This window comes from Kosmotoga olearia TBF 19.5.1, from assembly GCF_000023325.1.
Taxonomy (GTDB): Bacteria; Thermotogota; Thermotogae; order Petrotogales; family Kosmotogaceae; genus Kosmotoga; species Kosmotoga olearia.
The window spans coordinates 2,238,241-2,251,125 of record NC_012785.1; the positions used below are offsets into that span (position 1 = coordinate 2,238,241).

Annotated in this window: 12 protein-coding genes; all 12 read right to left on the minus strand. The window is 42.1% G+C overall.

Annotated features, from left to right (window positions below):
• Positions 1 to 54: 54 nt before the first annotated feature.
• The 12 genes from era to KOLE_RS10705 are packed head-to-tail and all read right to left on the minus strand — an operon-like array spanning position 55 to position 12,876.
• A complete protein-coding gene (era, locus tag KOLE_RS10650; protein ID WP_015869425.1) occupies positions 55 to 972 on the minus strand; it encodes a GTPase Era in 918 nt (305 codons plus the stop codon).
• A complete protein-coding gene (glyS, locus tag KOLE_RS10655) occupies positions 969 to 3,020 on the minus strand; it encodes a glycine--tRNA ligase subunit beta (RefSeq protein WP_015869426.1) in 2,052 nt (683 codons plus the stop codon). Before glyS ends, era begins: the two co-directional genes overlap by 4 nt.
• A complete protein-coding gene (locus tag KOLE_RS10660; RefSeq protein WP_015869427.1) occupies positions 3,017 to 3,868 on the minus strand; it encodes a glycine--tRNA ligase subunit alpha in 852 nt (283 codons plus the stop codon). The genes glyS and KOLE_RS10660 overlap by 4 nt, the downstream gene beginning before the upstream one ends.
• Before the next feature lie 13 nt (positions 3,869 to 3,881).
• Positions 3,882 to 5,546, minus strand: coding sequence for a DAK2 domain-containing protein (locus tag KOLE_RS10665; RefSeq protein WP_015869428.1), 1,665 nt, complete (start codon positions 5,544 to 5,546; stop codon positions 3,882 to 3,884).
• A gap of 15 nt (positions 5,547 to 5,561) precedes the next feature.
• Positions 5,562 to 5,903 (minus strand): Asp23/Gls24 family envelope stress response protein, encoded by a 342-nt coding sequence (locus tag KOLE_RS10670; protein WP_015869429.1) that lies wholly within the window; start codon positions 5,901 to 5,903, stop codon positions 5,562 to 5,564.
• Positions 5,872 to 7,767, minus strand: coding sequence for a 1-deoxy-D-xylulose-5-phosphate synthase (gene dxs, locus KOLE_RS10675; RefSeq protein WP_015869430.1), 1,896 nt, complete (start codon positions 7,765 to 7,767; stop codon positions 5,872 to 5,874). The genes KOLE_RS10670 and dxs overlap by 32 nt, the downstream gene beginning before the upstream one ends.
• A 1-nt stretch (position 7,768) precedes the next feature.
• Entirely contained in the window at positions 7,769 to 8,602 is an 834-nt protein-coding gene (locus KOLE_RS10680; RefSeq protein ID WP_015869431.1) for a bifunctional 5,10-methylenetetrahydrofolate dehydrogenase/5,10-methenyltetrahydrofolate cyclohydrolase, read from the minus strand.
• Positions 8,603 to 8,612: 10 nt separating this feature from the next.
• A complete protein-coding gene (locus tag KOLE_RS10685) occupies positions 8,613 to 10,283 on the minus strand; it encodes a formate--tetrahydrofolate ligase (RefSeq protein ID WP_015869432.1) in 1,671 nt (556 codons plus the stop codon).
• A gap of 13 nt (positions 10,284 to 10,296) precedes the next feature.
• Positions 10,297 to 10,743, minus strand: a complete 447-nt coding sequence (gene nusB / locus KOLE_RS10690) for a transcription antitermination factor NusB (RefSeq protein WP_015869433.1) — start codon at positions 10,741 to 10,743, stop codon at positions 10,297 to 10,299.
• 21 nt (positions 10,744 to 10,764) lie between these two features.
• The gene (locus tag KOLE_RS11275; RefSeq protein ID WP_015869434.1) at positions 10,765 to 11,175 is read right to left on the minus strand and encodes an Asp23/Gls24 family envelope stress response protein; all 411 of its coding nucleotides are present in this window, start codon (positions 11,173 to 11,175) and stop codon (positions 10,765 to 10,767) included.
• Between the two features lie 32 nt (positions 11,176 to 11,207).
• Entirely contained in the window at positions 11,208 to 11,765 is a 558-nt protein-coding gene (gene efp, locus KOLE_RS10700; protein WP_015869435.1) for an elongation factor P, read from the minus strand.
• A 16-nt stretch (positions 11,766 to 11,781) separates the two neighbouring features.
• On the minus strand, positions 11,782 to 12,876 hold the full coding sequence (locus KOLE_RS10705; protein WP_015869436.1) for a M24 family metallopeptidase: 1,095 nt from the start codon (positions 12,874 to 12,876) through the stop codon (positions 11,782 to 11,784).
• Positions 12,877 to 12,885 lie beyond the last annotated feature (9 nt).

Below are 12,885 nucleotides of genomic sequence, written 5' to 3' on the forward strand. Positions count from 1 at the left end.
CATACCTTTAAGCTTGTCCAGGATTCAAATTTAGTGGGTTGACAGGCCTGAAACTTAGTTCAGATCTTCATTTAAGTTAGTAAAATCCATGATGAAATTGTCTTTTTCTCTCCATTTTCTCCTGACTTTTACGAAAAGGTCGAGAAACACCTTCGTATCGAAAAGATATTCCATATCCTGCCTTGCAAGAGTGCCAATTTTCTTTATCATAGTGCCACCCTTACCTATAATTATCGCTTTCTGGGTAGGACGCTCTACAACTATCTCTCCCCTGATATACAACGTACCGTTTTCTCTGTAAGTAAATTCTTCGATAGAAACACCAACAGAATGCGGCACCTCTTCCTTTGTAAGCAGGAGGATCTTCTCCCTGATAATCTCCGAAGCCATAAAACGTGCCGATCTGTCTGTTATAACATCTTCAGGGTAGAGAGGGGGACCTGGTGGCATTCTTTCTATGACAGCTTCAAGAAACTCTTTAATGCCTTCCCCGGTAATTGCAGAGACAGGGAAAGTTTTCTCCACATTTTTAAAAAGCTTGGTTCCTTCTTCAAGGAACTCCGTTATTTTCTTTCTCGTTTTCACCACATCAATCTTGTTAATAACTAAAAACACAGGAATATTGGAGCTGTTCACATGTTTCGCTACGAGAAAATCAGATTTTTTTATGCCGTCACTTATATCAAGTATGGCCGCTATCAGATCAGAACCGTTGAGAGCACTGACCGTGATCTTTACAAGGTACCCTCCCAGCTTGTGCAACGGCTTGTGGATCCCCGGGGTATCATAAAAAATCACCTGTCCCCGTTCGGTGGTTACGATACCACCGATACGGTTGCGAGTGGTTTGAACCTTATCTGAAACAATAGCTACCTTTTCGCCGACCAGTTGATTGACCAGCGAGGATTTTCCCACATTTGGCTTACCAACCAATGAAACTATACCTGATCTATAATCGCTTTTTTCGCTCATTTGTGTTCCTCATTTATCAGATATGAGAGGTCAGCAATCTCAAAGAAAAGCTCATCAAGAGCTTTCAAGAATCCAAGACGATTCAGACGTATATCCACCTGGCTGTCCATAACGAAGACTTCATCAAAATATTCGTCTATGGGTTCTTTCAAGGCAATAAGGGTTTTCAATGCTACCGAGAAATCGCGTTTTTCCAGTGCTTTCTTTATTTTGTCCAGAGCCTCGACATAAGCATTGAAAAGATTTACTTCTGCTTCTTTCAGGAAAAGTGATCCGTCAAACTTATTGGAATCATGCTTCTTGCTGATGTTGTGAACTCTCTGGTATGCTACAAGCAATTTGTCGAAATCATCACGTCCGATAATCTCAGAAATCGCTTTTGCTACAAGTTCACCAAGATATGGGTTCTTCCACCACATTGAAACAGCACGGGCTATGTTTATCGAATAGCCTTTTTCGAGTAAGAAGGCTTCATAACGGGACTTTATAAAAGGTTCAAGAGTTGTGGAGATTTTCTCGTAACCTTCTCCCAGATTATCAGCTGCCTTCTCAAAGAGCTTGATAAGATTCATATTCCATCCAAAAGCGTACATCGTCTCGAAGATTTGCGATAATTTCCGTCTCAATCCATAAGGATCTTTAGAACCGGATGGAATATTTCCTAGCAGGAAATTTCCAACCAGCGTATCTATTCTATCGGCTACACCAACAACGGCACCTGTAAGGGTTTCAGGAACTTCATTTAGAGGTTCGTAATGTTCCTGAATGCCCCATGCAACCTCGCTGCTCTCACCGGATTCAAGGGCATAGATCCTCCCCATGATTCCCTGAAGTTCCGGAAATTCCTGAACAACCCTTGTTGTTAGGTCCGCTTTTGCCAGTAAAGCTGTTCTGTCTATAGCCTCTTCTTCTACCGGTTTTGCATTCAACTGCTTTGCGATATATTTCGAAAGCGAGCGAACACGTTGTGTTTTTTCGTAGAGAGTTCCAAGACCTCTCTGGAACAGAATCCCTTTTAGGTATTCAACATATGCTTCCAATGGTTTCTGAATATCTCTTTCAAAGTAGAAATGCGCGTCTTCTAGCCGGGCATTTATAACCTCTTCGTATCCTCTTCTCACATTTCCTTTGGGATCAGCAGGACCGTCCTGGAAGGCAACGAAACTATTCGTTAATTTATTTCCTTCATAAACAGGAAAAGTTCTTTGATGGTGCCTTATGGTAACTATGATGACCTCGTCTGGTAGATACAGATATTTGGGCAAAAATTTTCCTAAAACAGCTGTAGGTAATTCTGTAATGCAGGTAACTTCATCTATTAGTTCAGCGTCCCTGGGAATTGTGACGTTTTTCTCTTTCTCAATTCTCTCAAGCTCATTTATAACCATTTGTGCTCTTTCATCGAAATCCGCTATAACCAACGCTTCTTTGAGGGTCTCAAAATAATTTTCAGAGGTAACCTTTATTTTGTCAAAGAAGAAACGGTGCCCATAAGACGTGTCTGAGGCTTTTTTATCGAAAAGCTCAAGGTTCAGAACCTCGTCGTCGAACAACGCTACAAGCCATCTTACAGGCCTCACGAATTTATGTTCGCCATTTCCCCATCTCATCGGTTTTTTGAATTGTAGTCCATGGATAAGTTCCTTAAACACCTCAGAAAGAACCAGAGAGGTTTTCTTACCCTCAACCTTTTTCTTCAAGAAAATGTAGGATGTGCCTTTGAATTCCCTTACTTCGACATCGTCGACAGTAGCATTGTTAGATCTCAAAAAACCTTCAAGGGCTTTCGTAGGCTTACCATCTTTGAAAGCAACCTTTTCAGCTGGTCCGCGTTTCTCCTGATAATAATCTTCCTGCTTCTCAGGCAATCCTTTGATCAAAACGCCGAAGCGTCTGCTTGCTATGAAAGTCTTGATGTTTGAATAGTTAATACGTTGTTGTTCTAATAAATTAGGCAAACGTCCGTTTATCTGAGAAACGATACTTTTCACTTCACTGGCAGGTATTTCCTCTATCCCGATTTCAAGCAGTGCCTTATGTGAACTCATTCGCTATCACGCTCCTGCTGAATATAAGCTCTGGCAACAGCTCTTGCCATATCACGAATGGATTTGATGTAACTTTGTCTTTGCGCAACGCTGATCGCGTTTCGGGCATCCAGAAGGTTAAAGGTGTGAGAACATTTAATCATGTAGTCATAGGCTGGAAGAATCAAATTGGCTTCCATGCACCTTTCAAATTCCTTTGTATACATTCTATAAAGCTCAAAAAGCATTTCGGTATCAGCAACATCGAAATTATACGCTGAAAACTGCCGTTCGTTTTCAAGGAACACATCACCGTATTTGAAGTGTTCATTCCAGTCTATATCAAAGAAATTATCCTTACCCTGGAGATACATGGCGATTCTCTCAAGACCGTAGGTTATCTCCAGAGATATAAGGTCGACATCTATACTGCCAACCTGCTGAAAATATGTGAACTGAGTAACCTCCATACCATCGAGCCATACTTCCCAGCCAACACCCCAGGCACCCAAAGTCGGCGATTCCCAGTTGTCTTCAACGAATCGAATATCATGCTCTTTGGGATCTATACCAAGGGCTTCCAGTGAACCTATATAGAGCTCCTGTGAGTTTTCAGGGCTGGGTTTGATAATTACCTGATATTGGAAGTATCGTTGAGTTCTCATTGGATTTTCTCCGTATCTTCCATCAGTGGGCCTCCGACTTGGTTGCACAAAAGCTACTCTCCAGGGCTTTTTACCGAGAGAACGTAAAAAGGTTGATGGATGAAAGGTACCAGCACCCATTTCAACATCGTATGGCTGGTCAATAAGACACCCTTGAGAACTCCAATAGTCATTAAGTTTTGCTATTATCTCTTGCAGGTACATACCATTCCTCCATTCATTCTATAGCTATCAGGTAATAGTAATAAGGTTGCCCGCCATTATGAAGCTCAAATTCCAAATTTTCAAATTCATCGGAAAGATAGTCCATGAGCTTCTTTGCAGCTTCTTCCTTGATGTCTTTCCCATAGAATATCGTTGCTATTTCGTAGTCTTCGTTTTCATCGAGCACTTTTTTAATGCTTTCAAAGGCAACCTTTTCAAGCTTTCTTCCAGTAGCAAATAATTTATCTTTCCCCAAAGCTATATATTCGCCTTTTCTTACCTTTTTACCCTTTACGCTTGAATCTCTTATAGCATAGGTTATAGAAATTGGGGCAACTCTTTCGGCCGCTTCTTCCATCTCTTTTATCAGCTCATCGGTATCCATGGAATCATCGTAAACGGCCAGGGCGCTTATGCCTTCCTGTACACTTCTCGTGGGAATAATGTAAACCTTCTTGGCGGGATTCTTTTCCATTACCGCATTTGCTGCTTCTTTTGCTGTGAGGATTATATTTGGATTGTTTGGAAGCAATATGACAACATTGGGTTCCAAACGCTCGATAGAATCATAAATATCCTTCATACTCGGATTCATCGTTTGACCGCCTTTAACGAGAATATCTGCACCTAAGCTCTTCATAATCTCTGACAACCCTTCACCTGGAGAAACGGCTACTATCCCATGAACCTTTCCTTCACCGAAATTCTGTTGAGCTTCCTGAACCTCTATCACGTGTTCGTGCTGGAGCTTCATATTATCTATTTTTACCTTTTGAAGTTGTCCATAGCTGATGAATTTTTCAATAACTTCCCCTGGGTGATCGGTGTGTATATGTATCTTTATAATATTATCCTGATTTACTATAACGATAGAATCTCCCATTTCTTCAAGGTAACTCTTCAGGGAGTCACATATTTCGTGTTGTTCTTCATTATTTTGATCGTCGAGAGCAATAATTAACTCGGTACAGTAGGTGTATTTAAGTTCCTCTTTTACAACCTCGACGATTTTTTCTGCGGAACCGCCTGCAACAGCCAGCCCGGTCTCAAGAAGTTCTGCTTCCGTATCGCCTTGAGCAGCCAGGTTGAAACCTTCGAAAATGTAAGCAAGTCCTTTTGCCCCTGCATCAACAACGCCTGCTTCCCGAAGCTTAGCTAACATGGTTGGAGTCAAGTCCACCGTTTCAAAAGCAATTTCAGATATTCTCTTAAAGTATTCCTCAAATTCTTCCACATCAGCCAACTCATCCCGTGCTCTATCTGCGACAACCCTTATAACGGTCAGCATTGTTCCCTCAACGGGTTTAATAACCGATTTGTAGGCCACTTCTTTCGCACTTTGTAGAGCCTCTGTAAAAGCTTTGGTTGTTAGCAACTTCTTTTCTTTCGTACCTTCCGCGAAACCCCGGAATATCTGCGAAAGTATGACCCCGGAATTACCACGGGCCCCCATCAACATACCGGTTTTTACTGCTTCCAATACATCCGACAGATCATCAGATTTAAGCTTATCAAGGTACGAAAGAGCTTCAAGAACAGCCGCTGACATGTTTGAACCTGTATCTCCGTCTGGAACAGGGAAAACGTTAAGAGCGTTTATCTCATCCTTATTTGCGAGCAAACGCTCAGCGGCTTTTCGAAAAGCCAGAATGAAGAACTTGCCGTTGAGCCTTTTCATTTACAACGCCTCCTGTTAGTCTTCAAGTCCAACTACATGAACGTTTACTTTAACATTATTGGCTTCTGTCAAAGTCTTTAGTTTGTGGAATACGTTTTCCTGTATGTTTTCGACGACTGTGGGTATTCTTATACCGTACTCGAGGGTCAAATCGATATTCACTTCAAGCGAGCCATCGATCTCCTCGATTACTTTTATACCCTGCTTGTCGTCTCCACCCAGCAGTTTTGCCAGAAACCCCTGCTGTGGGGCACCTACATTAACAGGCCCGTAGGATTCAGAAACGACTTTCTTTACAATTGACCCGATCGCCTGCAGCGTGATTTCAATCTTTCCGTACTCGGTCGTTATTAGCATTTCTTTCACCTCTCAGTTCAAATATTCTTTTTTCAATACCCCTGCTGTCCAGAAAAAGTTCAGAAAGAATCTCCTCCCTCGATCCATGCTCCGAAAATCTATCTTCAACACCCATTGCTACGACTCTGGTGGAAAAACCGTGATCGCTTGCATAAAGCATTACGCTGGAACCAAAACCACCTATTTTGACTCCTTCCTCTATGCAAACAACAAGGTCATGCTTCTTCAACACCTCGGCTAAAGTCACCTCATCTAAGGGTTTTACTGATCTACAGTTGTATAGTGTATAACCATGTTTTTCAGCTACCTGTTTCGCTGGTGAAACCATACTGCCAACAGCGAGTATTGCCACTTCTTTGCCATCAAAAAGTTTTTCCCATTTCCACACGTTGATCTTCATCATAGAATTGAGAATCTCTTCAAGGTTGGCTATCTCAGATTGTCTCGGATATCTTATTGCAATGGGGCCCGAAATTTCTTCATCTGACAGAATAGTGCACACAATATTTGCCAGTTCCTGTAGATTCGATGGCGCTAAAACCCTCATGTTTGGTATCATGCTGAGATAAGCGATATCAAATATTCCGTTGTGTGTAGGACCATCCCTTCCCACAATTCCTGCTCTATCTATAGCAAAAACAACCGGCAATCGTTGTAAAGCAACATCGTGAATCAACTGATCAAAAGAACGCTGTAAGAAAGTAGAATATACAGCGAAAACAGGTTTCAAATTTTTGGTGGCGATACCGGCAGCGAAAGTTGTGCAGAGTTGCTCGGTAATCCCCAGATCAAAAAATCTTTCAGGGAACTTTCTGGCAAACTCTGCTAATCCTGTTCCATCAGGCATCGCTGCGGTGACCGCGACGATTCTTGGATCCAATTCACCAAGCTTTGCTAGAACCGAGCCAAAGACCCTGCTGTAAGAAACCATATTCGTTTGAGTTATTTTCTGCCCTGTTTCCGGATCGATCCTGGAAACACTGTGAAATGTCGTTGGATCCTTCTCAGCGTAGTCAAGACCTGCACCCTTTTTGGTCACTACATGTATCAAGAATGGCTCATCAAAGTTTTTAACCATCTTGAACAAGCCTTCCATTTCACGGATATTGTGGCCGTTAATTGGGCCAATGTAGTTCAACCCAAGATCTTCAAATATATTTCCGCCAAGAAGGGAATGCTTTACCCCCGATTTGAGTTTGGAAAGTATATTCTCAATTTTACTGAGCCTCATTGTCTCAAGTGCACTTTTCAGGTCCTCTTTTAATTCACGGTAAATAGGATTCAATCGAAATTCATTGAGTTTTGTTGAAAGAGATCCGACGTTTCTGCTGATACTCATTCCATTGTCATTTACCACTATCTTTATCTTCGATGAAAGTTCCCGTATCTGATTTAAGGCTTCCAGGCTTATCCCGGATGTCAACGCACCATCTCCTACGACAACAACAATGTTTCTCTTCTCGTTTCTTAACTTTAAAGCCTGTTCAATTCCAAGAGCCGCTGGAATAGCAGTTCCAACATGTCCAGCGCCAAATACATCGTACTTACTCTCGTCCCGTTTGGTGAATCCGCTTATCCCATGCCTTTGCCTTAAGGTTTTGAAAGCCTTAAAGCGCCCTGTCAGGAGTTTATGAGAATAGGCCTGATGTCCTGTGTCCCAGATGATAATATCTTTTTCCGGATCGAAGACACGATAAAGGGCAAATGTTAACTCAATGGTACCAAGATTTGAGGCAAGGTGCCCTGTATTTTTCGACACAACATTAGCGATGTAGTTCCTGAATTCTTCCGCCAGTATCTCAAGTTCAGGATAGCTATACCCTTTTATTTTCTTGTAAAGAGGAACCTCATCAAACTCAATCATCTCATCGCCTCCCGACCATTCTCCTTGAAGAAACCATGAAATGTCTGAAAAGAATGGCCGTAGTTACTATACCTACGCCTCCGGGAACCGGAGTTATTGCAGCTACCTCAGGTTCAACCTGTTCAAAATCAACGTCTCCAACTATTTTTCCGTCATAGAGGTTGATTCCCACATCAATAATAATAGAATCTTTACCAACCATTTCTTTCGTTATGAATCCGGCGCGTCCAACTGCAGAAACTAGCACATTGGCTCTTTTTATCTTTTCCACGAGGTTTTTTGTTCGCGAATGACATATGGTAACGGTGGCATCTATTCCTTTTTTGAGCATTAACATCGAAAGCGGCTTTCCCACAGTAGTTGAACGGCCAACGATGGTAACGTCTTTTCCACTCAAACTTACATCGTAAAACCTAAGTATCTCCATAACCGCTTCTGCAGTGGGAGGTGCAAAGCTCTCATCACCGGTCATGATACCGCCTAGATTCCCCGGCGTTCTTCCTTCTACATCCTTTTCCAGTGAAAGAGCTGAGACAACCAGTTTCTCGTCAACGTTCTTAAGCGGGTGCATTATCATAACGCCCGCAACATCTCTGGATTCGTTCAGCTTTTTGATCTCTTCAACAGGATTTTCCCCTGCATGACAAATCTCCACCGAAATTCCCAGTTTACCACCGCGCTTGACTATCGAGTTCATATAGGTTTTGGTCGAGTCATCCGGTTCACTGCAAAACAATACCAACTTCGGTGGTTTCTCCTGAAGATTACCCAACCACTCTTTTATTTCCGCGTAAATCATTTTTGCCACTGGCTTACCATCTAAAAGTATACCCATTTCACACCCCTCAGAATAGTCCGGAAATCTTTCCGCTTTTGTCAATGTCGATCCTTTGAGCACCAAATTCCTTTCCCAGGCCGGGCATCAGCATGATATCTCCCGAGACCGCAACAACAAAACCAGCACCTGCGGATAAATTCAAGTCTCGAATATTGAAAATATAATCTTTTGGTGCCCCAAGAAGTTTCGGATTGTCCGAGATTGAGTACTGGGTTTTCGCCACAATAACCGGTGCATTCCCAAATCCATTCTTTTTAAAACTTCGCAACTTCGCTTTCGCTGTGGGAGAAAGCTCATAACCTTTTGCACGATAGATTTCTCGCGTCAAGATATCCAATTTCTCTTCTATCGGGGTATCCATTAAATACAACGGGTGATACTCTGAAGTGTGGGTTTCGGCCAGCTTTATGACTTCTCTTGCAAGAGCTTCTCCGCCTTTTCCACCTTTAGCCCAAACTCTGGATTCTCCGAAGGGAATCCCGTGTTTTTCGCAAAGTTTTTCAAAGAGCTTCTTCTCGGAATCTGTGTCAGTTGGAAATACGTTTAACGCTGTTAATACAGGTACCCCAAATTTTCTCAGGTTTTCATAATGAACCTGAAGATTCACGAAGCCTTTCTCAAGAGCTTCCAGGTTCTCCTCGGTTATACTGTCTTTCTTTGCTCCACCATGAAGCTTTAACGCGCGTAACGAAGCAACTAGCACAACCACCGACGGTTTGAATCCAGCTACCTGGCTGACAAAATTCAGGAACTTTTCTCCACCAAGATCTGCCCCAAATCCAGCCTCGGTAACCACATAATCAGATAGTTTCAAGGCAATCTTTGTAGCTATTATAGAATTCGTACCATGAGCAATATTTGCAAAAGGTCCGCCGTGAATGAATGCAGGGGTACCTTCTATTGTTTGAACAAGATTCGGATCAATGGCATCCTTTAACAGAGCAGCTATAGCCCCATGAACCTTGAGATCTTTTGCGAGAACATACTCTTTCTTTTTGTTTTTCGCAATAACGATGTTTCCGACCCTTTCTTTAAGATCTTCAAGATCTTTAGCCAGGCAAAGAATCGCCATTATTTCAGACGCTGCGGTTATTATAAATTTATCTTCACGGGGATAGCCGTTGGCTTTTCCACCGAGGCCGACAACAATCTTTCTGAGAGCACGATCGTTCATATCCATGGCTCTTGGCCAGTATATCTGGGTAGAATCGATTTCTAGTTCGTTATCAAACTTCAAATGTGCATCTATTGCAGCAGAAAGCAAATTATGTGCTAGTGACACCGCATGAATATCCCCTGTGAAATGAAGGTTTATGTCCTCCATTGGAAGAACCTGCGAATAACCCCCACCAGCTGCCCCGCCTTTTATTCCCATAACGGGGCCAATTGAAGGCTCCCTGAGGGTGACGAATGATTTTTTCCCCAGGCGGTTTAACGCCATCGACAGCCCTATCGAAGTGGTCGTCTTTCCCTCGCCAGCGCTTGTTGGGGTTATCGCGGTAACCAGAATAAGGTTCCCATCTTCGCGTTGGGCCAGTTCTTCATAGATTCTGTGGGATACTTTTGCAATGTAATTCCCATAAGGCTTCAAATATTTACGTTCAATGCCCGCAAATTCTGCTATTTCATCAATGGGCTTTAATTTTGTGGCCTGAGCGATTGCTAGATCATCATTCATAACCTTCCACCTCTTAAAGGGCTCTCTTTTCTTCTGAAACCCTCTCTTTAGCTATCTTGTCCAGGACACCGTTGACGAACTTCCCCTCTTCTTGTGAACCGTATTTTTTTGTTATCTCTATAGCTTCGTTCAGTGTCACCTCGATAGGAACGTCATCTACATAAAGAAGCTCATAAGTTGCAAGCCTGAGAACACTCCTATCTATGGAAGCAAGTCGATCAAAGGTCCAATTCTTCAGATATGCGGTTATTATACTGTCAATTTCATCGAGGTGCTCGATTATTCCCATAAGATAACCTTTAGCTCTGTTTTTGCTTTCTTTGTCCAGGGAATAAAAGGCTGTTTCCCGCTCAAGATACTCCATAGCAGCAGGAAAATCCTTATGAAAATCGTACTGGAAAATCGACCTGAAAACAATTTCTCTTATTTTCCTTCTCTGACCGGTTCCGGGATTAGGCATTTTTTCAATCAATCCCTCGCATCAAGTATCGTTCTCTTCTTCCGGTTTTTCCAGTTCTTCTAGATGTTCTTCTTTTACCTCAGGAACTGGCTCTTCTTCGACAACTTCTACAACGTCTTCTATCGTGATCGATACTTCTTCGACCTTCAAACCGCTGAGATTTTCAACATCATTTTTGAGCTTCTCCTGAAGCTTCCTTGCGTAAGTAGGAATTGGTTCGCCGTATTTAACCTTGATTCTCGCAAATATTCTCACCAGCTTTTCGTCGCCTTCCTCTTCAACCTGGATGTTCACCATAGATTTTGCTTCTTTTTTTGCTTTCGGATCCTTTGGAGACATGTTCAAGAATTCAATTAGTGAATGTATAGCTATATCCCTGATGACAATATCAGATATTTCTATTTTGCCGAGATCAGATTCACCGTAATTCATTACGCTCCCTCCTTCCAAGGAAAAACAATTTTTTAGGCCCTTTCAATATATTCGCCTGTTCGTGTGTCCACTTTGATTTTCTGACCGGTTTCAACAAAGAATGGTACGATAACTTTCAGGCCGGTTTCACAGACGGCTGGTTTTCCACCGCCGGATACCGTATCGCCTTTGTAACTGGGGGCCGTTTCAACAACCTCAAGGATCACAGTATTTGGCAGTACTACACCAATTGGAGTACTATCATGGAACTGAAGGTCGAGTTCCATGTTCTCCTTCAAATAGTAGACAGCCTCACCAATAATGTCTTTATCTAAAGCATATTGTTCGTAAGTTTCCAGATCCATAAAATAGAAAAGGTCGCCGTCACGATATAGATACTGAACATGTCTCAGGCTTAGGCTGGCCTCTTCCACTTTTTCACCACTATTGAACTTGAATTCTCTAACATAACCTGTCCTTATATTCTTCATTTTTGTTCTGATAATTCCGCTCCCTCTTGCGGTAAAGTGCTTGTTTACATCAAGCACTATATAAATATCATTATCAATGATCAACGCCATTCCCTTTCTTATATCTCCTACCTCTACCACAAACCACACCTCCAGATTAAAGTGTTTTCAATTTTCTATCTAGAGTTGTTAGAATTACTGCTCCGTTATCCGTTAATAAAACATCATCCTCTATGCGAACACCAAATTTCTCCGGAATATATATGCCAGGCTCTATAGTAACGACAGCACCTGAAGGCAACGGATTCTCGTTTTTAAGACCCACTGCTGGAGCTTCGTGAACCTCCATTCCCAGGCCATGCCCCAATCCATGTCCAAAATATTCTCCGTAACCTGCATTGGTAATCATATCAACCGCCATCAGATGAAGTTCTTTTCCAACCATTCCTGCTTTTGCGGCTTCACGGCAGGTTTTTTGTGTATTATAAACAATTTCATACACCTTTACCATCTCATCTGAAGGCGTTCCAAGACAGAAAGTCCTCGTGATATCGGAACAATAACCATTCACCATGGCTCCATAATCGATAAGAATAAACTCTCCTTCTTTGACTTTTTTTTCTGAGGATCTACCGTGAACTATCGCACTACGATAACCTGAAGCTACTATAGTTTCGAATGCCGGGATACCGCCGCGCTTTCTCATCTCATATTCAAGAACGGCCGCGATTTTCTGTTCAGTTATTCCTGGTTTTATAATATTGAGAGTTTCCAGAAGGGCTTTCTCAGCTACGTCTATGGCTACTTTTATTTTTTCAATTTCTTCAGGGGATTTTACCGAACGAAGTCCCTTAATAGTTTCGTCTATCGAAAGGATCTCCACATTTTCAAGCCTGGAAAAAAGATCCTTATAATGTGCAAGAGTTATTCTCTCCTCTTCGATACCGAGTCGCTTGATGTTTTCCTCTTCCACAAATTTGATTATAGTTTCTTCCACTGTCTCCATGCCGTTTTTCAACGGAATAAGCTCAAAAGATGTTTGCATAGCAGCCTGTGTGTAATAACGTGAATCGGTTAGAATATACTCTTTCTTTTGACTTATAAGAAGTACAGCAAAAGAACCCGAAAAACCTGAAACGTACCACGTTGTGGCACGATTTCTATCTTCAAAGTTAAGAAGTATAACTCCATCTACATCATCTTTTACCATTTTTTCTCTCAACTTTGCCAGATTGTTTGCTCCCGCCATCATAAATGAACC

Bases quoted from the DNA above. Each gene is read 5' to 3' on its own strand.
- KOLE_RS10680 (WP_015869431.1), bottom strand. From the start codon at position 8,602: ATGGGTATACTTTTAGATGGTAAGCCAGTGGCAAAAATGATTTACGCG.
- glyS (WP_015869426.1), bottom strand. From the start codon at position 3,020: ATGAGTTCACATAAGGCACTGCTTGAAATCGGGATAGAGGAAATACCT.
- KOLE_RS10705 (WP_015869436.1), bottom strand. From the start codon at position 12,876: ATGATGGCGGGAGCAAACAATCTGGCAAAGTTGAGAGAAAAAATGGTA.
- KOLE_RS10685 (WP_015869432.1), bottom strand. From the start codon at position 10,283: ATGAATGATGATCTAGCAATCGCTCAGGCCACAAAATTAAAGCCCATT.
- KOLE_RS10670 (WP_015869429.1), bottom strand. From the start codon at position 5,903: ATGCTAATAACGACCGAGTACGGAAAGATTGAAATCACGCTGCAGGCG.
- KOLE_RS11275 (WP_015869434.1), bottom strand. From the start codon at position 11,175: ATGAATTACGGTGAATCTGATCTCGGCAAAATAGAAATATCTGATATT.
- nusB (WP_015869433.1), bottom strand. From the start codon at position 10,743: ATGCCTAATCCCGGAACCGGTCAGAGAAGGAAAATAAGAGAAATTGTT.
- era (WP_015869425.1), bottom strand. From the start codon at position 972: ATGAGCGAAAAAAGCGATTATAGATCAGGTATAGTTTCATTGGTTGGT.
- dxs (WP_015869430.1), bottom strand. From the start codon at position 7,767: ATGATTGAGTTTGATGAGGTTCCTCTTTACAAGAAAATAAAAGGGTAT.
- KOLE_RS10665 (WP_015869428.1), bottom strand. From the start codon at position 5,546: ATGAAAAGGCTCAACGGCAAGTTCTTCATTCTGGCTTTTCGAAAAGCC.
- KOLE_RS10660 (WP_015869427.1), bottom strand. From the start codon at position 3,868: ATGTACCTGCAAGAGATAATAGCAAAACTTAATGACTATTGGAGTTCT.